The following is a 21,637-nucleotide window of genomic DNA, read 5'->3' as shown; positions in this document are numbered from 1 at the left end:
TCGGTTTTCAGGATTTTTTGTAGTGGAACGATGCCGCCGCACGGCTTAACCGGAGAACACTGTGAAACGCCCGCCGTCGGCCGATACCGGCGACGAATGCAGCGGGTTTTTCAGCGTGCCGCTTGCGGCTCCCGCTTTCTCCCAATTCGCGCACTTTTCTACAATCTGGCCCGACGTTGCGTTCTCGATCATGTTCGCCGTCAGCTTGATATACGTGCCGTTTGCACCGATCCAGATTTCATCGGCCGACAGATACATCTTCTTGCCCGCCGTAATCTTCACATCTTGCGAAGCAGCCAAACTCATCGAATCGTTCTGGGCCTGAAGATCTATCGGGCCGCTCGCCGCGTAGATCTTGACTCCGAGTTTTTCCGCAAACAGGCTGATTTGCTCCAACACACTGGCGAGCAACGCCCGTCCGGCTGCGAGGTTGATGTCCTCTCCGGCGACCACATTCGTTTGCTTGTTTGCCGTGATATGCACCGACCCTTGCGTCGATGCGGCAATGCCTTCCGGACTCGACAGCAGCATGATCGGCTTCGCGAAGCCGTTCGCGTTGCCCGTGCCGCCGCCTGCCGTGCGGCCGCCCTTGGTCGTGCCGGCCACCGGGTGCTGCGTTGCGTCCGTGAAAGTTTTCAGTGCATCGTGGCCGTCTTGCTGACTCTGCGCCCGATTCGTCTGGCTCGCCTTCGACGTCGTCGCCAGCATCGCTTCGGCGCGGGTAAGCTGTTCGGACGCTGCCGTCACACTCAGCGGTTGGGTCGCCGCGGGTTGCGTCGACACATACAGGCCCTGTTCGGCGCGCACCGCACCGTAGCCCAATGACTTGAGGTCAAAGCCCTGCCCGATGAACGCACCACGCGTGTTGCTCGAGTGCTGGATCAGATAGCCCAGATGCAGATGCGAGCTATAACTCGTCGAGTACAAGTGCACGCGGTTCTGCCCGCTGGCGTCGTCCATCATCAGCTGGTTATAACCTTCACCGCCATATTCGCGCGACAGCAAGCCGGAGGTCAGCCCGTGCGTGTGCCATTCCGGCATGCTTTCGCCGCCGTGCATTCTCGACAGGATCACGGGGCGATCGCAATCACCGTTGATGAAGCCGATCAAAACTTCGTCGTTCTTGCGCAGCGGAAACATGCCGCCGCGCTTGTGCCCCGCGTCGGGCATCGCCGCGCGTATCCACGCCGATACGTTCTGGTCGCCGTCATTGAGTCGGTTGGACGTCAGCCGAACCTTCGCCCGCAACATCGCATCCGTATAGATTTCTTCATTGTCCGGCCCACCGACGATGCCCGTCTGAAGCTGCATGACGGGCTTCTTGTGTTCGAACGGACTGCGAAACGCGACGCGACGCCGTTGCGCTTCGATTTCGACGTGGAAGAATCCGACACCGCCGTCGTCATGGCGTACTGCCGAGCCTGCACCGTTCGCACGCGCTTGCTCGACCTCTGCGCGCACGCTCTTGCGAAAACGCCTCAGGTTCTCAAGACCCGGCACGTTATTCTGGATGAGCCAGTTCACGGAAAGAATCGCCATCTCGCGATCCTGTTCCGGCTGCGCATCGTGCACAGGGTGCCCGGTCAGCAGGCCATAGCGACCAGGCCATGCGCAACGCAGTGCGCCCACACCGTAGAAGCGTTGCGCCCGTGAGCGCCATTCTTCGGTGACAATGTTTGCCTGAGCCTCGCCCATGTCGCGATCGGACCACGTATGCGACCCCGTGTATTCGTACTGCTCGCCCAAGCCCGGTACATCGTCAAGATCGAACGCGGGCATCGTGACGTGTTTCGAAAGGTCCGGACGTTTGTAATCGAACGTGCCCGTGTCGAGTTCGGCCGACTGGATTTCTTGCGAGTCGATCCACTCACTCAGGCCGTCGAATTCCTCGTCTTGTACCGAGCGGCTAAACGAAATGGTCTTGTGCTCCAATTCGGGAATCGAGAAAAGATCGTCCATGATGACGACCTTGTGCGACTTGCCGTCCTGCGCGATATCGAAACGCGGAAAAAGGCCGAGTTCTTCAAAGGTACGGTGGACGTAATTCCAGTCGGATTCCCATTGCATTCGCTGAGAATACGAGCGCAACGATTGACGCAGTTGCCAAGTAAAGTTACCAGCCGCCTGCGGATACTTCCCAAGCACATCGGACACGGTTTGTTGCGCAGGCGTCTCGATCCAGTCGCGCCGGTCACTGCCGAGGCGCAGCAGTGCGAGGAACGAATTGAAACGGAGCTGGTAGTAGGTGTTGGCTCCGTCCCCGCCCAAGCGGCTGAACGCAGTCACATAACCGTGAATCGGCATTTCGCTGCCGTCCGTTTGCCGGATCCACAGCGTCACGGATTGCCGGATCAGCGCCTTCGCCGGAATCGTTTCGAGCCGCGTCGACGTTGCGTCGATCGTGAATTCGAAGTCTCGGCCAAGACATGCGCGCCCCCGGACATAAAGCGGGACCAACCAGTCTTCGCCAAGCGAGGTATCGAGGCGGACAATTCGTCCGTGTTGCACGTATTGCGTGCGCAGTGCCTTGTTCAGGAGATTGGAAACCATCAGGCTACCCCGTACCGTGTTGTAACAAAACGGCCGCCGGGCAGCGCGGGCGGCAGAGTGGTATCTCGTCGAAAGAGGAAAAGACCCAGAACCTTCCAGCCGATGCTGGGACCTTCGGCATAGACACGATTCAAGCCGCACACCGGACCGAGCTGGAATTCATCATGTTAAATCCAACCCGGATGCAACTTACGTCACGCTTTCGAGCACAACGAGATCGTCAGGTAGCACAGGCACGCTGCCCGTGGGGCTGTAGCCCGGGCCGGAGCCAGATAGCGATAAATCGAATAACCGTCGTTTACCTTGAAGCTTTCAGCCCATAAACGTCAAAAACCGTGAAGCCATCGAGCGCAGACGCCCCGCAACGCAATGCTCATGCAAGCCATGCGCTCTCTGCCAGCTAATCGATAGTCGAGCAACGTGCAGCAGCTACATCGGAAATGCCGCGGCCGACACGATGCCTCCGATTCCACCCACCGACATCAATATGCTTGCCACAACGCTTCGCAAGCGCTGTAAACGCAAAAGGCTCGGGTTCGATCACCCGAGCCTCTTTCACCTACGCAAACCGCCCCTCTCAGAACGTATGCATCATCCCCACATACGCACCCGTCTGCGACTCGCCCGTCATCGGGCTCGTCCCCGACGTTGCGTCACGCGGCGTCGCGAGCAGCGAGAAGTTCGAATTCCCGCCGTTGCGCACATACGCGACCGTGCCGTACAGGAACGTGCGTTTCGACAGGTTGTACGTGGTGCCGAGCACGTACATCATCGCGTGCCCCGACGGGTCGTGCGACGCATCGCCGCCGCCGTCACCCACCTTCACGTAATACCCGCCGCCCGTCACGGCCCACTGCGGCGTCGCCGAATAGGTCGCGCCGAGCCAGTAGTGATCGGCACGATCCGCAACACCGGCCGGGCTGTCCGGCGCCTGGTAGTGCGTATACGCCCCCTGGATCTTGAACTTCGACACCTTCACGTTCGCGCCGACGAAGTACTCACGCGACGCGGTGAAGATATTGCTGAACTTGCCGTTGTTGTCGCGCAGTTCGTCGTAGATGCCGCGCACATCGAGCACCGGCGAGTGGTACGAGATCATGATCCCGTCCGAGCGGCCGAAATCGTCGGCCGCGCCGTAGTTGAAGCCGCGTGACTGGTTGCCGAACGCGTATTGCGCCTGCACGTCGAAGCCGCCGATCACCGGGCTGTGATATTCGATGTTGTTGCTGGTCTGCTGCCAGTTGCGGCCACGCACGAGCGACGCCGACGAAAACGCCTGCTGGACGAACGGATCGAATTCCCACACGCCGTCGCTGTCGATGAACAGGTTGCGGCCGGCCTGCAACTGGCCCCACGTGTTGCTCTTCAACCCGACGTACGCGCGCCGCGACCACATGCGTCCGCCGCCCGTCTGGCCGTTCATCACCTGGAACGCGGTTTCCAGGTTGAACACCGTCGACAGCCCGCCGCCGAGATCCTCGACGCCCTTCAACCCGAACATGCTGGTGCCCCAGTCGCCGCTTTCCGCGCTCCAGCGCGTCCCGCTGCCGCCGTTCGGCTTCGCGATGTGGTTCAGGTATTCGACGCCGCCGTCGATCCGGCCGTACAGCGTGACGCTCGTCTGTGCAAACGCGGCCGCCGGCGTGGCGGCCGCAATCAGCCATGCGAAGTATTTGAGTCGCAAAATGATGCCCCCTCGAAGTCTCGACCGTCCGACGCGCGCCCCATGCACGCGCCTCGGGTCTGCTTATCCGCGATCGAGCGAAAAACGTCCGGGGCCGGCCGCGCAGAGCGCGAGCAAGCCGCCCGAGATCGCGATGTTCTTGTAGAAATGAATCATGTTGTTGATCTGCTCGCCGCCCGTCATCGTCCAGTAGTGGTGACCGATAACGGCGGTGCCGATCGTATACAGCGCAAGCAACAGGGCGAGCGGCCGCGTCTGGAAGCCGACGAGGATCGCAATCCCGACGAACAGCTCCATCACGACGGAGATCGCCGCCGAGATGATCGGCGCCGGCGCGCCCTCGCTACCCATGAACGCGATCGTACCGGAGAAGTCGATAATCTTCTTCCAGCCGAACATCACGAACAGGATCACGATCAGGATTCGGGCAAGCAGCAGCAGCACATCGCGCTGGGACGCGAGAAACGGTTGATTCGGTGTCATGGTGTGATCAACGAAAACGATGCGCGCTATCGCACGCACCGGATTGCCTGTGAACCGGGTCGGACGGCCATCCGCGCCGCTCGCCCCGCTCTGCAACAACCGGCATCGGGGCCCGCCCGATGTGCTGTGCTCCTCCTCTTTTACGTTGTCGCCCTGCTTCGTCGCCGTGCCGCGTCAGCGCAGCTTCGCGACGTCCTGCTCGGTCACCTTCGCGGCCGGATTGCCGAACTGCCCGGTCAGGTAGTTCGTCAGCGCGGCGATCTGCGCATCCGACAACTCGTGGCGGAACGCCGGCATCCCGACGTCCTCGCTGCCGGCCTTGCGCTGCACGCCGTTCAGGATCACCTGCACGAGATTGGTCGGATTCGACGCACCGACCGTCGAGTTGTGGAACAGCGGCGGGTAGTAACCGTCCGGCGAGCCCTTGCCCTGCATCTGGTGACAGGTCGCGCAGTTGCCGAGATACAGCCGTGCCGGATCGATGCCCGACGACGCGAGTGCGACGCCGCGCAGCTTCAGGCCGTCCTCGGCCGGCTTGCCCCACGACGAGCGCGACTGCTTCGCGTCGCCGCTGGCCACGGCCGGCACCGTGCGGATGTACGTCGAGATCGCGCCGATGTCGGCTTCGGTCATCTTCGAGAAGCTGTGCTCGATCGCCTCGGCCATCGGGCCGGCCGCCTGCGCGAGGCCCGGCACGCTGCCGGTGCGCAGGTACTGGACGAGTTGCTGCTGCGTCCAGCCGCCGATCCCCGCGTTCGGGTCGGACGTGATGTTGTAGCCGTCCCAACCCGCGAGCACCGAGCCCGACAGGAAGCTGCCGCCCGTTTCGTCGAGCGACTTCTCCTGCATCGCGATGCCGCGCGGCGTGTGGCACGTGCTGCAGTGCGCAAGGCCCTGCACGAGATACGCGCCGCGGTTCCACTCGGCGCTCTGCGCCGGCTTCGGCTGGTAGACGCCGTCCTTCAGGAACAGCCAGTTCCAGATCTTCAGCGGCCAGCGCATGCTCAGCAGCGCGGGGATCTCGTTCTTCGGCGGCGCCTGCTTGACCGGTTCCACGCCGTGCATGAAGTACGCGTACAGCGCCTGCACGTCGTCGTCGTTGATCTTCGCGTACGACACGTACGGCATCGCCGGGTACAGGTTGTCGCCGTTCTTCGACACGCCGTGACGCACCGCACGCTCGAAGTCGTCGAACGTCCAGGTGCCGATGCCCGTATCGGGATCGGGCGTGATGTTGCTCGTATAGATCTTGCCGAGCATCGGCACCGGCATGCCGAGGCCGCCCGCGAACGGCTTGCCGCCCTTCGCGGTGTGGCACGCCATGCAGTCGCCCGCGACCGCGAGATATTCGCCGCGCTTGACCTGCGCCGGATCGGCCGAATCGGCCGCGCGTGCGAGGCCGGGCAGCGCGAGGCAGCCGGCGAGGAGGAAGGTGAGAGTAGATTTCCGCACGGTCAGACTTCCTTCTTCAGCGTGTCCGACATCCGCAGCGCGAGCGCCGCGATCGTCAGCGTCACGTTCACCGTACCGACGGTCGGCATCGTCGAGCTGCTCGAAATGAACAGGTTCGGATGGTCGAACGTGCGGCAGTCCTTGTCGACGACCGAGTCGCGTGCATCCGCGCCCATGATCGTCGCGCCCGTGATGTGGTTGTTCGGCGCGAACTCGTCGTTGAACACGACGTCGGTGCCGCCGAGCACTTTCGCGGCCGTCGCGTAGACCTCGCGCGTGTGCACGGCGCCGCGTTTCACGTAATCGTCGATCGCATACGTGATCTCGGGGCGCGGGATGCCGATCGCGTCGGTGGCCGTCTTGCTCGGCACGATGCGGTTCTCGGGTTGCGGCAGGATTTCGTGGAAGCAGTCGAACTGCACGTAGCGTGCGGAACGGTCGCGGATCTGCGCGTCGAGCTCCTCGTGCTTCATCAGCTTGCCGGCCTTGAAGATCTTCTGCGTCTCCTGGTTGATGCGCGACATGTTCGACAGGTGGATCTTCTTCGCGGCTTCGGTCGCGCGGAACGGGCCGTCGCGGAAACCGATCAGCGACGTCATCTCCTGCGGGCCGCGGCCCGGCCACAGCTTCTCGCTCGCGTAGAACGACACGCCGGTGCCCGGGTGGTCCATCAGGTTGCGCCCGACCATGTCCGAGCTGTTCGCGACGCCGTTCGGGAAATCGCGGTTCGCGGACATCAGCAGGATCTTCGGCGTCTCGATGCCGTTCGCGGCGAGCACGAAGTACTTGCCCTCGACGCGATGGTCGGCGCCCGTCTTGTCCTTGTAGATCGCGGCGACGATGCGCTTGTCCGGCCCGGTCTCGAGCTTGTAGACCACCGCGCTGTCGATCAGCTTCGCGCCGGCCTGCTCGGCCTTCTCGACGTGGACGATGCCGTTGTACATCGCGCCGATCGGGCAGATCGGCATGCAATTGTTGTTCCCGCAACAGGTCGGCCGGCCGTCGTACGGGCGGCTGTTGCGCGCGACGGGCTCGGTCACCACGTGGAACTTCGGGTCATAGCCGTTCAGCGCGCTCTTGATGGTCTGCTCGTTGAACGACAACGGCAGCGGCGGCATCGGATACGCCTGCTTGCGCGGCGAGTACAGATCTTCCTCGGGGCCCGGGCCCCACACGCCGAGTTCTTCCTCGGCACGCTGGTAGTAATGCTCGAGGTCGTCGTACTGGATCGGCCAGTCGCGACCGACGCCGTACACGGTCTTCATCTTGAAGTCGTTCGGGATGAAGCGCCACGCCGACGCGGCCCAGTGCCACGTCGTGCCGCCCACCGCGCGGATGTACTGCGAGTTGAACTTGTGCTCGCCCTTCAGGATCAGGTAGTCGTTCGGCGGGCCGTATTCCGGATGCGGGGCCCACGGGCTCGACGGGTACGGCGCCATGAAATCGGTCTTGTCGGGCTGGTTGCGAAAGCGCTCGACGATTTCCCAGCGCGGCATGCGCGGGCCGGCTTCCAGCAGGATCACAGACTTGCCCGCCATCGCGAGCTGGTGTGCAACGATCGCGCCGGCGACACCCGATCCGACGACGACGACGTCGGCTTTTTGCGTATCGGTATCGGCCATCAGGCTTGCCTCTCGATCGGTTTTTCGGCCCAGAAGCCGGGTTTGTTGGGGCAATACGAAGGGATCACGAGCGTATCGGACACCACGCTGAACATTAATGCTTCTTCGTAGGTAATCACGACGTTGTCGACGATGCCGAGATACCACGCGCCGAGAATCGTCAGTGCGAGCGATTCCTGGTCGGGATTCAGCGAGCCGGATGCGAGCGCGCCGGCGAGCTGCGGCAGGCTGTCGGCCGTCTTGAACGAGCCCTTCTGCAAGGCCTGCAGATAGCGCTGGCCGGTGACGCGGCTCAGCCCTTTCTTGCCGGTCAATGCTTCGGAAAGCGTCATGAACGTATCAAGCGGCGCGGTGCCGGGATCGTCGGCCAGGGCCCGCAACGCCAGCGAGCCCGTGAGGCCCGCCGCCGTCAGCGCCAGTGCGCCCTGCAGCCATTGACGCCGCGTGATGCCGGTTGCGGCTGCGTCGTTGTCACGACGCGATTGGGGGGTGTTGTCGTTGTGCATGTTTCCTTCTCTCGAACACCGGATTCGGGAAAACCACGCTTGATATTTCTCAAACATTGGCGCGGACCTGCAATGTACGCGCACACGCCGGATCAAACAATCTTTTTATAGTCCATTTAATGTTCCGCAATCCGTGACAATCGACATTTCGCTGCATTTTTGTGTCGTCGACGCGACAAATCTGCGGCACGCACCGCCGTGTCGCGCGCCGGCGACACACTGCACGCCGTGCTGCGCGCGCATGACGGTCGGTTAGAATCCCGTGCAATCAAACAGAAAGCTTCCCTCCGAGGGCAATCGAGCGATGAAGCAGCGCGACAAGCACAACAAACAAAAGCATCGAACCAACCACCCGACCCGGCTGCTCTGGCGCATCGGCGCCGTCGCGGCGCTCGGCGGCGCCGCGGCGCTGTCGCTGCATGCGGGCGCGGCGCGCACGGTGAGCGTGTCGCCGCAAGGCACCGTCACCGAAGTCCGGCAGAGCGTCGTCAAGTTCGACGAACCGATGGTCGCCTTCGGCTCGGCCTCCGCGCCGAATCCGGCGCGCATGAGCTGCAACGATTCGGCGGCCGCACGCGGCCAGGGCCACTGGCTCGACGACAAGACCTGGGTTTACGATTTCGAAAGCGACCTGCCGCCCGGCGTACGCTGCTCGGTCGCGCTCAACGACACGCTGCGTTCGGTCGCGGGCAATGCGGTCAGCGGCCCGCGTCGCTTCACGTTCCAGACGGGCGGCCCGTTTCCGGTGTCGGTGCGCCCCGGCTCCCGCGAGATCGAGGAGCGGCAGGTCTTCGTGATGAAGCTGAACGGCCCGGCCGAGCCGCGCTCGGCGCTCGCGAACATCTGGTGCGAAGCGGCCGGCATCGGCAACCGCATTCCCGTCGCGGCGGCCGACGACGATACGCGCAACGCCCTGCTCGATCATTTCGGGTTGAAGAAGGAGGCGGCGCGCGTGCTGACGCTGTCGTGCTCGCAGGCGCTGCCGGCGAGCGCGAAGGTGCAGTTGGTGTACGGCAAGGGCGTCGCGAGCCCGAGCGGCATCGCGAACGAAACCGAACGGCGTTTCGATTTCACCGTGCGCGCACCGTTCGCCGCGAGCTTCTCGTGCGAACGCGAGAACGCGAAGGCGCCCTGCACGCCGCTGCGCCCGCTCACGCTGTCGTTCAACGCGCCTATCTCGCGCAAGCAGGCCGACGCGATCAAGCTGCGCGGCCCCGACGGTTCGCTGTCACCGACCTTCGCGGCCGACGATCGCAGCGAGGAAGTGACGACCGTCACGTTCAACCCGCCGCTGCCCGCGCAGGCCGCGCTGACCGTCGAGCTGCCGTCGGGCCTGCACGACGTGACCGACCGGCCGCTGTCCAACGCCGACCTGTTCCCCCTCGCGACGCGCACCGCGCCGATGCCGCCGCTCGCGAAATTCTCGTCGGGCACGTTCGGGATCGTCGAGCGCTTTGCCGAACCCGGTACGCCCGCGCTCGTGCCCGTCACGCTGCGCAACGTCGAGGCCGACCTGCATATCGCCGGCCTCAATGCGGGCGGCGCGCAATTCGCGAACCTGAAGGTCGAGAACGACACCGCGATTCGCCAATGGATGCGCACCGTCGATCGCTTCGACAACTGGTCGATGACGGCCGGCTCGATCGACGATCAGTTGCCCGGCCTGCTCGCACGCAAGGGCCAACACCCCGTCTACGTGCCGCTCGCGGCCGGCGAGAAACAGCCCGCGCCGCGAGACCGCCGCATCGACGTGCGCTCGCTGTCGCTGCTGACGGGCGAGCCCGGCGCGCAGGTGCTGACGCTGCCGAAGGCCGACCCGAAGACGCTGCGCCCGTTCGAAGTGGTCGGCGTGCCGATCGACAAGCCCGGCTTCTACGTGCTCGAACTCGCGTCGCCCGCGCTCGGCCGCTCGCTGCTCGCGAAGCCGTCGAGCATGTACGTGCGCACCACCGTGCTCGTCACGAACCTCGGCGTGCACCTGAAACAGGGCCGCGAGAACAACCTCGTGTGGGTCACGACGCTCGACAAGGGCAAGCCGGTGCCGAATGCGCAGATCCGCGTGTCGGACTGCAACGGCGACGAAATCGCGGCCGGCAAGACCGACGCGCAGGGCCTGCTGAAGATCGACGGGCCGTTCGAGCCGAGGCGCGCGTGCAGCTCGTCGGAGCAACGCTTCGACGACTATTTCGTGTCGGCGCGCGTCGACGATCCGAAGACGGGCCCCGACATGGCGTTCGTCAGCTCGGGCTGGAACCGCGGGATCGAATCGTGGCGCTTCAACGTGCCGACCGATACCGACAGCGCACCGACCGTGCGCGCGCATACGGTGTTCGACCGCACGCTGCTGCGCGCCGGCGAAACCGTGTCGATGAAGCATTTCATCCGCACCGAGACGCTGCAGAGCCTCGCGTTCCCGTCGCAATACCCGACGCGCATGACGATCCGCCATCTCGGCACGGGCCAGACGTACAAGCTGCCGCTCACGTGGGCGGCCGACCACAGCGCGGACTCGCAGTTCACGCTGCCGGCCGCCGCGAAGCTCGGCGAGTACAGCGTCGAACTCGAAGGCGGCCCGGAAGACGCGCCGACCGCCACCTATTACAGCGGCAGCTTCCGCGTCGAGGCGTTCCGCCTGCCGGTGCTGAAAGGCTCGATCGGCGCGCGCGACGCGCAGAAGAGCCCGCTCGTCGCCGTGAAGGAAGCGCCGCTCGCGGTGCAGATCGACTACGTGTCGGGCGGCGGCGCATCGAACCTGCCCGTGCAGGTGTCGGCGCTGATGAAATGGGCGTCGCCGCCGTTCGCGGACCGTTTCGAGGATTTCAGCTTCACGCCGTATCGCCCCGACACGAGCGACGGCAATGCCGACGACGATTCGCAGGACGACGACCACGCGTTGTCGTCGAACAACGATCCCGACGCGACGAAGCTGATCGCCGACAAGCTGCCGCTGACGCTCGATCGCAACGGCGCGGGCGCGGTCACGCTCAAGGGCCTGCCCGACGTCGACGCGCCGAAGCGCATCGCGCTGGAGGCGACCTTCGCCGATCCGAACGGCGAAGTGCAGACGATTCGCGGCGACACGATCCTGTGGCCGGCCGCGGTGGCGGCCGGCATCAAGGCCGGCCGCTGGGTGTCGGTCGGGCAGCGCGTGCCGGTGCAGGCACTGGCGGTCGACCTGCAGGGCAAGCCGCGCGCGTCGGTGCCGATCGAGATCAAGGGCGTCGCGCGCATCACGACGTCGTCGCGCAAGCGGATGGTCGGCGGGTTCTATGCGTACGACAACAAGAGCGACACGCGCGACCTCGGCGTGCTGTGCTCGGGCAAGACCGACGACAAGGGCCGCATGGCCTGCGACGCGACGCTCGAGCAGGCCGGCAACGTGCAGTTGATCGCGGTCGCGAAGGACGGCGACGGCCGTACGTCGAATGCGTCGACGTCGGTATGGGTCACGCGCGAGGACGAACTCTGGTTCGGCGGCGACAACACCGACCGGATCGACGTGATCCCCGAGAAGACCTCGTACGAACCGGGCGAAACGGCCCGCTTCCAGGTGCGCATGCCGTTCCGCTACGCGACCGCGCTCGTCGCGGTCGAGCGCGGCGGCGTGATGGAAACGCACATCGTCGAGCTGAACGGCAAGAATCCGACCGTCGACCTGAAGGTCGGCGAATCGTGGGGGCCGAACGTCTACGTGTCGGTGCTCGCGCTGCGCGGCCGGATTCGCGAGGTGCCGTGGTACTCGTTCTTCACGTGGGGCTGGAAGGCGCCCGTCGAATGGGCGCGCGCGTTCTGGCGCGAAGGCCGCCACTACGAGGCGCCGACCGCGTTCGTCGACCTGTCGAAGCCCGCGTTCCGCTACGGCCTCGGCGAGATCAAGGTCGGCACCGGCGTTCACCGTCTCGGCGTGACCGTGACGACCGACGCGACGCGCTACACGGTCCGCAGCAAGGCGCAGGCGCACGTGAAGGTCACGCTGCCGAACGGCCAGCCGGCACCGGCCGGCACGCAGATCGCGATCGCGGCCGTCGACGAAGCGTTGCTCGAACTGATGCCGAACGACAGCTGGGACCTGCTCGACGCGATGCTGCGCCGGCGTGCGTACGGCGTCGAGACGGCCACCGCGCAGATGGAAATCGTCGGCCGCCGCCACTTCGGCCGCAAGGCCGTGCCGGCCGGCGGCGGCGGCGGCAGCGCGCCGACCCGCGAGCTGTTCGATACCCTGCTGCTGTGGAACCCGCGCGTGACGCTCGACGCGAACGGCAGCGCGACCGTCGAGGTGCCGCTGAACGATGCGCTCACGCGCTTCCGGATCGTCGCGATCGCGGCGGTCGGCCCCGACCGTTTCGGCACGGGCAGCACGTCGATCCGCAGCACGCAGGATCTGCAACTGATCTCCGGCCTGCCGCCGCTCGTGCGCGAAGGCGACGCGTTCCGCGCGCAGGTCACGCTGCGCAACACGACCGACCGCGCGATGCAGGTCGTCGTGACGCCGCGCGTGACGGGCCTCGACGTCGCCCCGCAAACCGTATCGCTGGCGGCGAATGCGGCGACCGACGTCGCGTGGACGATCACCGTGCCCGAGCAGGCGCTCGATGCGGCCGGTGCGCTGAACTGGCGCATCGAGGCGGCCGAACAAGGCGGCAAGCGCGCGTCCGACGCGCTGGCCGTCGCGCAGAAGGTCGTGCCCGCGCTGCCGGTAACGGTGCAGCAGGCGACGCTCGCGCAGGTCGACGGCACGTTGACGGTGCCCGTGTCGGCCCCGGCCGGCGCGGTAAGCAACGCACAGGGCGCACCGCGCGGCGGCATCGCCGTGTCGCTGCAGTCGAAGCTCGCCGACGGCCTGCCCGGCGTGCGGCGCTGGTTCGAGCGCTATCCGTACCGCTGCCTCGAACAGCAGACGTCGCGTGCGATCGGGCTGCGCGACCCCTCGCAATGGCAGGCGCTGATCGCGCGCCTGCCCGTCTACCTCGACGGCGACGGCCTGGCCAGCTACTTCCCGCCGTCGTCGGACGATTCGCATCACGGCAGCCCGACGCTGTCGTCGTACCTGCTCGTGGTGTCCGACGAAGCCAGCCGCCTCGATCCGCGCTTCGCGCTGCCGGAAGACCTGCGCACGCAGCTCGAAGCCGGGCTCGCGCGCTTCGTCGACGGCCGCCTCGAGCGCAACGCGTGGGCGCCGCGCCAGGATCGCGACCTGCGCAAGCTCGCCGCGATCGAGGCGCTGTCGCGCTACGGCGCCGCGCAGGGTCGCATGCTCGGTTCGATCGAGATCGCGCCGAACCAGTGGCCGACGTCGGCGGTGATCGACTATCACGCGATCCTGACGCGCGTGAAGGACATCCCGCAACGCGACGAGAAACGCGCGCAGGTCGAGCAGATCCTGCGGGCGCGCCTCACGTATCAAGGCACGCAGCTCGTGTTCTCGACCGCGCGCGACGACGACCTGTGGTGGCTGATGACCAGCAACGAGACCAACGCCGCGCGTCTCGCGCTGGAATTCGCCGGCGACCCGGCGTGGAAGGACGAGATGCCGCGCGTGACGGCCGGGCTGCTCGCGCTGCAACGCCAGGGCGCATGGCAGACGACGACGTCGAACGCGCTCGGCCTGCTCGCGGTCGAGCGCTTCTCGCGAACCTACGAGAGCACGCCGGTCGCCGGCGCGACGAAGGTTGCGCTCGGCGGCGACGCGCGCTCGATCTCGTGGTCTCAGGCGGCATCGGCCGCGCCCGCCGACACGCCCGCGTCGGCCACGCCCGCGACCCGCGCGGCCGCCGCACGCAGCGTGCTGCTGCCGTGGCCGCGTGCGTCGCAGGGGCCGGCCACGCTGTCGGTCACGCAGGACGGCACCGGCCGCCCGTGGGCGACCGTCGAAAGCCTCGCGGCCGTGCCGCTGCGCTCGCCGTTCGCGGCCGGCTATCGGATCACGAAGACCGTCACGCCCGTATCGCCCGCCGTCAACGGCGTGCTGACGCGCGGCGACGTCGTACGCGTGCATCTCGACATCGATGCACAGAGCGACATGACGTGGGTCGTCGTCAACGATCCGATCCCGGCCGGTGCGACGATCCTCGGGTCGGGCCTCGGCCGCGATTCCGAAGCCGCGACGCAGGGCGAGAAAACGCCGGACGGCGCGTGGCCGACGTTCGTCGAGCGCGACTTCGACGGCTACCGCGCGTACTACGACTATTTGCCGAAGGGCAAATTCTCGGTCGAGTACACGGTGCGGCTGAACAACGTCGGCACGTTCGGACTGCCGCCGACGCGCGTCGAGGCCCTGTATGCACCGTCCGTGTACGGCCTGTGGCCGAACCCGCCGATGACCGTGAAGCCGGCCGACGCGGGCAAGTGACGAGACCGCGATGATGGATCCGGCTTTGTCGCGGCCGGCGCGCTTCGCCGGCCGCATATTCGTCGCCGTCGTGCTGGCCGCGCCGCTCGTCGCGCATGCGCTGCCCGGCTACGACGACGTGCGCCGCAACTGGCGCAGTTCCGACTGGGTGCTGCTCGCCCGCGACGGCACGCCGCTGCAGCGCACGCGCGTCGACCTCGCCGAACGGCGCGGCGACTGGGTGTCGCTCGCCGACGTGTCGCCCGCGTTCCGCGAGGCGATCGTCGTGTCCGAGGACAAGCGCTTCTACGAACACAGCGGCGTCGACTGGCGCGGCATTGCCGGCGCCGCGTGGGGCAATCTGTGGAACGAGCGCACGCGCGGCGCGTCGACCGTCACGATGCAGCTCGCGGGCTTGCTCGGCGATTCGCCGCGCCGCTCGGGCCAGCGCTCGCTGCCGCAGAAAGCCACGCAGGCCGTCAACGCACTGTGGCTCGAACGCAGCTGGCGCAAGGACCAGATCCTCGAGGCCTATCTGAACCTGGTGCCGTTCCGCGGCGAGACGATCGGGCTCGGCGCGCTGTCGCAGGTGCTGTTCGGCAAGGCGCCTTCCGGCCTCGACGCGCGCGAAGCCGCGATCGCCGCGGCACTGGTGCGCGCGCCCAACGCGGCGCCCGCGAAAGTCGCCGAGCGCGCGTGCCGGATCCTGCGCGACATGCATGCCGGGCAGGCATGCGCGTCGCTCGACGGTTACGTGCAGCTCGTCACCGCGCGCCCGGCCAACGCCGTGCGTAACGACGTCGCGGCGGACGGCGCCGCCCTCGCCCCGCACTTCGCGCGACGCATCGCGGCGGAGGTCAAACCCGCAGCCGGCGCGCAGGTCCGCACGACGCTCGACGCGCCGCTGCAGCGCTTCGCGCGCGACACGCTGATGCGCGCGCTGACCGAACTCAATGCGCCCGCGCACCGGCGCAACGTGCAGGACGGCGCGGTGGTCGTGATCGACAACGCGACCGGCGAGATCCGCGCGTGGGTCGGCTCATCCGGGGCGCTGTCGAGCGCGCGCGACGTCGATGCCGTGGTCGCGCCGCGCCAGGCCGGCTCGACGCTCAAGCCGTTCCTCTATGCGCAGGCGCTCGACGAGAAACGGCTGACGGCCGCGTCGCTGCTCGACGATGCGCCGATCAATCTCGCCGCCGGCGGCGGCCTGTACATTCCGCAGAACTACGACAAGGATTTCAAGGGCTGGGTGAGCGTGCGCAGCGCACTCGGCGGCTCGTTGAACGTACCGGCTGTGCGCACGCTGGTGCTCGTCACGCCGCACCGCTTCGCGCGCACGCTGACCGCGCTCGGCCTGCCGCTCGCGCAGGAAGGCGATTACTACGGCTTCAGCCTCGCGCTCGGCAGCGCGGACGTCACGCTGCTGTCGCTGACCAATGCATACCGCGCGCTCGCGAACGGCGGCGTCGCGCGCAAGGTCGTCGACCTGCCGGCCACGGCGCCGACGTCGACCTCCGGTACATCGGCGTCCGCGCGGGCGGACGCCGGCACGCGCGTGTTCAGCGAAGCCGCCAGCTTCGTCGTCACCGACATCCTGTCCGACAACAACGCGCGCGTGCGCACCTTCGGCTTCGACAACCCGCTCGCGACGCGCTTTTTCTCGGCGGTCAAGACCGGCACGAGCAAGGACATGCGCGACAACTGGACCATCGGTTTCACGTCGCGCTATACGGTCGGCGTGTGGGTCGGCAATGCGGACGGCTCGCCGATGTGGGACGTGTCGGGCGTCACGGGCGCGTCGCCCGTGTGGTCGGCCGTCGTCGGCTATCTGCACCGCGACCTGCCGAGCCGTGCGCCGCGCGCGCCGGCCGGCGTCGAGACCCGCCGCATCGCGTTCGAGCGCGACATCGAGCCGGCTCGCAACGAGTGGTTCGTCGCGGGCACGGCGGTCGACACGATCCGGCTCGCGGCGCCCGTCGCACCGGGCAAGGACGGTGCGCGTGCGCCGCTGACGATCGGCGCGCCGACCGACGGCACGATCTTCGCGATCGACCCGGACATTCCGCCGAAGAACCAGCGGATCTGGTTCGAGCGCTCGGCCGGGCGCGCGACGAAATTCGCGTGGCGGCTCGACGACAAGGTGATCGGGCATGCCGACCGCGTCGCATGGCTGCCGTGGCCGGGCCGGCACCGGCTGGAACTCGTCGATGCGCGCGGCAACGTCGCGGATGCGATCGGCTTCGAGGTGCGCGGCGCGTTCGCGAAGCCGGCCGCGCGCAAGCCCTGAGCCGGCGCGCCGGCGTGACCGGCCGGCCGTGTTCGCTTTCCCCGGATCAGGACATAGAATGACAACAGCGCCGCATTCCCCACGCGCACCGGTTGCCTCATTCTCTCGGATTGCCCGCGACCATGAACATTCGCCTTATGCGCTTCACCCGCCCCGCGCTGGGCGCGTTGTGCGTTGCAACGCTTGCCGCGCTCCAGGCCTGCAACGGCGATGCCTGCTTCGGCGTCGACGTGTGCTTCAACGACAACACGCAAACCGTCTCGCTGTCGGGCACGGCCGCGACGGGCGACGCGCTCGCGAGTGCGCAAGTAACGGTCAATTGCGCGGCGGGCTCGGCCACGACGCTGACGGACGGCGGCGGCAACTACCGTGTGACGCTCAACGCGGCGCTGCCATGCGTGATCACCGTGGCGTCGGGCGGCGCGAGCCTGCATTCGCTCGCCTACGCGGGCGGCACCTTCAATACGACGCCCGAGACCGAGCTGATGCTCGTTTATCTCGCGGCGCAACTCGGGACGAACACGGCCGGGCTGATCGGCAATTTCCAGGGCACCCTGCGCTACCAGCGGGCGATGAACAGCCCGGACACCGTGCAGTCCGCGCAATCGGCCGTGGTGACGAACCTGCAGCAGCGCTATGCGGTCACGCTCACCGCGCCGGCGTTCCTGACTACTTCGTTCGTGGTCGGGCAACCGGGCGTCGACAGCGATCTCGTCGCGCTGGCCAAGGCGGGGGCGATCGACCCGAACGGGCTGCCGGATCCGATTGCCGTGTCGCTGTTGCAGCAGGCCGGGGCCGCACATCCGCTGTAAGCGACGCGGGATGCGACGCGACGTGATGTGACGGAAATCGGCCGTCAGGCGCCGGCTTCGCGCGCGTCGTCCGCCAGCAGTGCCCAGCGCTCGTGGTCGCGCCATTCGCCGCCGATGCGCAGATAGCGCGGCGAAAACCCCTCTTGCCTGAACCCGAGCCGTCGCACCAGCGCGATCGATGCATGATTGCCGGGCTGGATGTTCGCTTCGAGACGGTGCAGCCCGAGTTCGCCGAACGCGACGCCGATCGTCGCGCGCAACGCTTCCGTCATCAGCCCCTTGCGGCTGGCCTCCGCCATGCCGTAGTACGCCAGATAAGCGCTCTGAAACACACCGCCGACGATCTCGTTGAGGTTCACCACGCCGACCACCGCGCCCGACGCCCGTTCGCGCGCGACGAATCCGACGTTCGGCCCGGTCAGGCAGCGGGCGAACCATTGATCGAACCCGGCCTGGTCGACGAACGAATCGACCCACGGCAGATGATGACGCCGGCTCGCACGGTTGGCGGCGATCAGATCGGCGGCGTCGGAACGGGCGACGCGATTCAGCAGGATCCGGTTCATGAGTCGGTCGCCGGCCGGCGCTTACGCCGCCCCTTCGCTTGCGCACACCACCGGCGCCGCCTGCTGCTGCGACAGATACCTCAGCAGCTTCGTCACCATCCACACCACGACGAACGACAGCGCGACGAAGAACACCGCCAGCGGCGTCAGCACGTGAATCGACACGAAGCCGGCCAGGCCCATCATCGCGGACGACACGAGCAGCAGCGCACAGCCGAGAATCGCGCTCGTCAGGCCGGCGATATGCGGAAACAACGAATTGCCCTTGGCCATCAGCGTCGGATACATCGCGCCCGCGCAGAAGCCCATCACGAGCACCGGCGTCGCGAGCGTCCACACGCGCAGGCCGACGGTCAGCGCCAGCACGAGCATCGCGACCGACGCGCCCGCCATCACGCGCGCACCGATACGCAGCCGTTGCTCGGCGCTCGGCAGCCCGCGCCCGTGAATCCGGTTCGACAGGCCGCCAAGGAAATACATGAGGCCGATGCCGAGCGCGAGATAACCGAAGAAGGTCGGCGGCTTGTGCAGCGTGGTCTGCACCATGAACGGCCCGACGATGTTGAACACCAGCAGGATGCTGTAGCACAGCCCCTGTGCGAGGAAACAGCTCTGGAACACCGGGCTCGCCAGCACCTTGCCCGTGTTCGCCATCAGCGTGCGCGGCTCGAGATGCACCGGCTTCGGCAAGGTTTCGCGGTAGCGCCACAGCAGCGCCCACATCGCCAGCGAGTAGACCAGCAGGAACACGAGGCACGCGCGCCAGCCGAACCATTCCTGCAGGTGCGCGCCGATCACCGGCGCGATGATCGGCGCGAGCCCCCACGCGATCGACATGTACGTGAACGCGTGCATCAACGCCTGGCCGGAGAACGAATCGGTGATGATCGCCTTCGCCAGCAGGTTGGTGGTCGCGATCCCGAAGCCCTGCAGGCAGCGCGCCAGCACGAACGTCTCGAGGTTCGGCGCGCCGAGCGACAGCAGGCAGCCGATCGTGTAGATCACGAGCCCGAACGCGAGCACGCGCTTGCGGCCGTAGGCGTCGGCGATCGGCCCGAAGATCAGCTGCCCGAGCGCGTAGGCCGCCATGTAACCGGACACGCTCGACTGGATCGCCTGCGGCGTGGTCGCGAACGAACGGGCCATGTCGGGCAGCGCGGGCACGTAGATGTCGATGGCGAGCTGCCCCGCGGACGCGAACAGACAGATCAGAAACAGCAGAAAGCGCGGCGAATTCGACTCGCGCGCGGGAGTGGACGTGGCGTTCATGACGACTGGGAAGGAGGACAGGCAGCCGTGCCGCATCGTCGATGTTCGAGTGACGAACACGCGTGTGGTCGCGACGAATTCCGTATTGTGCCTGTTGTTGCACCGCGCGACAGGATTCCCCTGGCGCGGGCGCGGTTGAATACCGGTTGCGGCTCGTCCCGGAGGGCGCCGGTCGGTCCGGCCGGTCGCGATTTTAATGTTGATTTAAGCCGCCGGCCGCATTGTCTCGGATGGCTCACTCCGTGAGCCGCACGTCATTGTTGATTCGATCAGTCTCGTTTGATGGAGATACGAAGATGCGATTCCGTTCGTATATGGCGGCGGGCGCGCTGGCGCTGGCGCCCATGTTTGCCCTGGCCGGGCAGGCCGGCGCGGCGGCCGCCGCCCAACCGATGTTCGTCAACGTCGACGGGCAGACCGTGCCCGTGAAAGCCGAAACGCGCGTCGTCCAGACGGCCGTCGGCCCGATGAAGGTCAGCACGTGGAGCTGGCACAGCCCGCAAGGCGGCGCGAGCTTCGAGATGCAGACGTCGTCGTCGGGCGGCATGCCGCCGGCGGCCGCGTTGCGGCAGCTGCAGGCCGCGCAGTACCGGATGCAGGCGGCCCAGGCGCAGATGGTCGCGATGCAGCAGCAAATGATGGCGCTCCAGCACATCGCGCTCGCCAACGCGTTCGCGATGCCGATGCCGCAAACGGTCGGCTTCGCGATGCCGCTGTGGGCGATGCCGGAACCGGTCGTCGTCCTCGTGCCGGCGCAGCCTTCGACACGCTCGATCGCGCCGGCCGCACCGGCACAGCCGGCCGTACGCGGGGCTGAAATCAAGGCCTGACGCGCGCTTGCGCCGCGCAAGCGACCGACCGCCAAACCAAGACCGCCGGCCCCTGCCGGCGGTTTTTTTAATTGGCGATCGCGCGGATATCCCACGCGGACGGGCCGCGATCACCGCCGTGCCGCCACACCGTTGCGCGCGCACGCAGCATCGCCCCGCCCTCGGTACTTTCCACCCATTGACACACCTCCCCGCCTTCCCCCTATACTCCCCGAAGCGTCGATAAATTGTTGAACAATCCAGTATTGGAATTGACGCCTGACCGGCCAGCACAAAGGATTCCGGCCGGATCGCCGCATCTGCCAACTTTCCCCCGAGAGCACCGCGTCATGTCGAACTATCCCGCCGCTTACCAGGTCACCAAGGGCTCCGTCCTGAACGTCGACCGGACCTTCTATTCCGAGATCGCCCGGCGTCAGGACGCGCGCGAGCGCATCGCGTCGCACATCGTGCCGATCCGCAGCGGCTTCGCGTGGACGGTGCCGGCCGGCCACGTGTTCCGGATCGTCACGCTGGAAGGCCCGCAAGTCGCCGACTTCAACATGTGGAACCTGCACAATCCGCGCGAACGCATGTGGGCGTCGCGCACGCGCCAGTTGCAGGCCGCGCACGTGACGACGTTCGACCGGCTCTGGTCGACGCTGCCGTACCTGCGCCCGATGGCGACGATCACCGACGACACGCTCGCCGGCTACGGTGTCGACGGCGACGGCGGCCGCGTGCACGACCTGCTCGGCACGCGCTGCGACCCTTACGTGAACAAGCTGCTGACCGGCGAGGACTTTCATTTCCACTGCCACTCGAACCTCGTGCGCGCGGTCGCGCCGTACGGGCTGACGGAGTTCGACGTGCACGACGTGCTCAACGTGTTCCAGTGCACGGGGCTGAACGACGACGACAAGTACTTCATGAAGGCGTGCCCCGCGAAGCCGGGCGACTATCTCGAGTTCTTCGCGGAGATCGATGTGCTGTGCGCGATGTCCACCTGTCCGGGCGGCGACCTGTCGGTGCCGATGTGGGGGCCCGGCGCGCGCGATCCGATCGACGTGTGCCGGCCGCTCGGTGTCGAGGTGTACCGGCTCGACCCGAGCCTGCTCGAAGGCTGGTCGTCGCCGTCCGTCGCGCCGTACCGCGGCCAGCACGGGATGCAGCCGCCGCATGCCGACTGGCAGCACGACAAGACGGCGTGACCGGGCCCGAAGCCCGTAGAATGGCGAAACACCGCCGGCCTGCCACGCCGGCGGCGCA

The 21,637-nt window shown here is 66.8% G+C and carries 13 protein-coding genes; 5 read left to right on the top strand and 8 right to left on the bottom strand.

Annotated elements, in window-relative coordinates:
• Positions 1–45 precede the first annotated feature (45 nt).
• The 6 genes from WS96_RS25250 to WS96_RS25225 form a co-directional block, all read right to left on the bottom strand.
• A complete protein-coding gene (locus WS96_RS25250) occupies positions 46–2,550 on the bottom strand; it encodes a type VI secretion system Vgr family protein (RefSeq protein ID WP_059836249.1) in 2,505 nt (834 codons plus the stop codon).
• Between the two features lie 577 nt (positions 2,551–3,127).
• Entirely contained in the window at positions 3,128–4,234 is a 1,107-nt protein-coding gene (locus WS96_RS25245) for a porin (RefSeq protein WP_034204697.1), read from the bottom strand.
• Positions 4,235–4,297: 63 nt separating this feature from the next.
• Complete coding sequence (locus WS96_RS25240) at positions 4,298–4,717, bottom strand: DoxX family protein (protein ID WP_059783321.1); 420 nt, start codon at positions 4,715–4,717, stop codon at positions 4,298–4,300.
• 174 nt (positions 4,718–4,891) lie between these two features.
• Complete coding sequence (locus tag WS96_RS25235; protein ID WP_059836247.1) at positions 4,892–6,169, bottom strand: cytochrome c; 1,278 nt, start codon at positions 6,167–6,169, stop codon at positions 4,892–4,894.
• Positions 6,170–6,171: 2 nt separating this feature from the next.
• The gene (locus WS96_RS25230) at positions 6,172–7,791 is read right to left on the bottom strand and encodes a GMC family oxidoreductase (RefSeq protein WP_034204694.1); all 1,620 of its coding nucleotides are present in this window, start codon (positions 7,789–7,791) and stop codon (positions 6,172–6,174) included.
• Entirely contained in the window at positions 7,791–8,297 is a 507-nt protein-coding gene (locus WS96_RS25225; RefSeq protein ID WP_034204693.1) for a sugar dehydrogenase complex small subunit, read from the bottom strand. Before WS96_RS25225 ends, WS96_RS25230 begins: the two co-directional genes overlap by 1 nt.
• Positions 8,298–8,601: 304 nt before the next feature.
• Here WS96_RS25225 and WS96_RS25220 point away from each other — a divergent pair, with 304 nt between their 5' ends.
• The 3 genes from WS96_RS25220 (at position 8,602) to WS96_RS25210 (ending at position 17,724) form a co-directional block, all read left to right on the top strand.
• On the top strand, positions 8,602–14,646 hold the full coding sequence (locus WS96_RS25220) for an alpha-2-macroglobulin family protein (RefSeq protein WP_059836246.1): 6,045 nt from the start codon (positions 8,602–8,604) through the stop codon (positions 14,644–14,646).
• 10 nt (positions 14,647–14,656) lie between these two features.
• Positions 14,657–16,912 (top strand): penicillin-binding protein 1C, encoded by a 2,256-nt coding sequence (gene pbpC, locus WS96_RS25215; RefSeq protein ID WP_059836243.1) that lies wholly within the window; start codon positions 14,657–14,659, stop codon positions 16,910–16,912.
• A 122-nt stretch (positions 16,913–17,034) separates the two neighbouring features.
• Positions 17,035–17,724 carry a hypothetical protein gene (locus tag WS96_RS25210; protein ID WP_059836241.1) on the top strand — a complete coding sequence of 230 codons (690 nt, stop codon included), beginning with the start codon at positions 17,035–17,037 and terminating at the stop codon, positions 17,722–17,724.
• Positions 17,725–17,768: 44 nt separating this feature from the next.
• On the opposite strand, the gene WS96_RS25205 is transcribed toward WS96_RS25210, so the two are convergent.
• Positions 17,769–18,290 carry a GNAT family N-acetyltransferase gene (locus WS96_RS25205; RefSeq protein ID WP_059836239.1) on the bottom strand — a complete coding sequence of 174 codons (522 nt, stop codon included), beginning with the start codon at positions 18,288–18,290 and terminating at the stop codon, positions 17,769–17,771.
• A 21-nt stretch (positions 18,291–18,311) separates the two neighbouring features.
• Positions 18,312–19,559, bottom strand: a complete 1,248-nt coding sequence (locus WS96_RS25200; protein WP_034204688.1) for a multidrug effflux MFS transporter — start codon at positions 19,557–19,559, stop codon at positions 18,312–18,314.
• A gap of 296 nt (positions 19,560–19,855) precedes the next feature.
• Here WS96_RS25200 and WS96_RS25195 point away from each other — a divergent pair, with 296 nt between their 5' ends.
• Together WS96_RS25195 and WS96_RS25190 are read left to right on the top strand one after the other, a co-directional pair.
• Positions 19,856–20,389: a hypothetical protein gene (locus WS96_RS25195; protein ID WP_059836238.1), complete on the top strand. Its 534-nt coding sequence runs from the start codon at positions 19,856–19,858 to the stop codon at positions 20,387–20,389.
• Between the two features lie 329 nt (positions 20,390–20,718).
• Positions 20,719–21,579, top strand: coding sequence for an urea carboxylase-associated family protein (locus WS96_RS25190; protein ID WP_059836236.1), 861 nt, complete (start codon positions 20,719–20,721; stop codon positions 21,577–21,579).
• Positions 21,580–21,637: the final 58 nt, after the last annotated feature.

It is taken from the genome of Burkholderia sp. MSMB1835 (genome assembly GCF_001526365.1).
In the GTDB taxonomy this organism is placed as follows: Bacteria; Pseudomonadota; Gammaproteobacteria; order Burkholderiales; family Burkholderiaceae; genus Burkholderia.
The sequence above is the reverse complement of the archived record's forward strand: the minus strand, read 5'-3'. Positions and strand labels throughout refer to the sequence as shown.

What these genes read in the sequence shown, in the direction of transcription:
- WS96_RS25250 (WP_059836249.1), bottom strand. Translation starts at nt 2,550, where the DNA reads ATGGTTTCCAATCTCCTGAACAAGGCACTGCGCACGCAATACGTGCAA.
- WS96_RS25240 (WP_059783321.1), bottom strand. Translation starts at nt 4,717, where the DNA reads ATGACACCGAATCAACCGTTTCTCGCGTCCCAGCGCGATGTGCTGCTG.
- WS96_RS25230 (WP_034204694.1), bottom strand. Translation starts at nt 7,791, where the DNA reads ATGGCCGATACCGATACGCAAAAAGCCGACGTCGTCGTCGTCGGATCG.
- WS96_RS25225 (WP_034204693.1), bottom strand. Translation starts at nt 8,297, where the DNA reads ATGCACAACGACAACACCCCCCAATCGCGTCGTGACAACGACGCAGCC.
- WS96_RS25220 (WP_059836246.1), top strand. Translation starts at nt 8,602, where the DNA reads ATGAAGCAGCGCGACAAGCACAACAAACAAAAGCATCGAACCAACCAC.
- pbpC (WP_059836243.1), top strand. Translation starts at nt 14,657, where the DNA reads ATGATGGATCCGGCTTTGTCGCGGCCGGCGCGCTTCGCCGGCCGCATA.
- WS96_RS25210 (WP_059836241.1), top strand. Translation starts at nt 17,035, where the DNA reads ATGAACATTCGCCTTATGCGCTTCACCCGCCCCGCGCTGGGCGCGTTG.
- WS96_RS25205 (WP_059836239.1), bottom strand. Translation starts at nt 18,290, where the DNA reads ATGAACCGGATCCTGCTGAATCGCGTCGCCCGTTCCGACGCCGCCGAT.
- WS96_RS25200 (WP_034204688.1), bottom strand. Translation starts at nt 19,559, where the DNA reads ATGAACGCCACGTCCACTCCCGCGCGCGAGTCGAATTCGCCGCGCTTT.
- WS96_RS25195 (WP_059836238.1), top strand. Translation starts at nt 19,856, where the DNA reads ATGCGATTCCGTTCGTATATGGCGGCGGGCGCGCTGGCGCTGGCGCCC.
- WS96_RS25190 (WP_059836236.1), top strand. Translation starts at nt 20,719, where the DNA reads ATGTCGAACTATCCCGCCGCTTACCAGGTCACCAAGGGCTCCGTCCTG.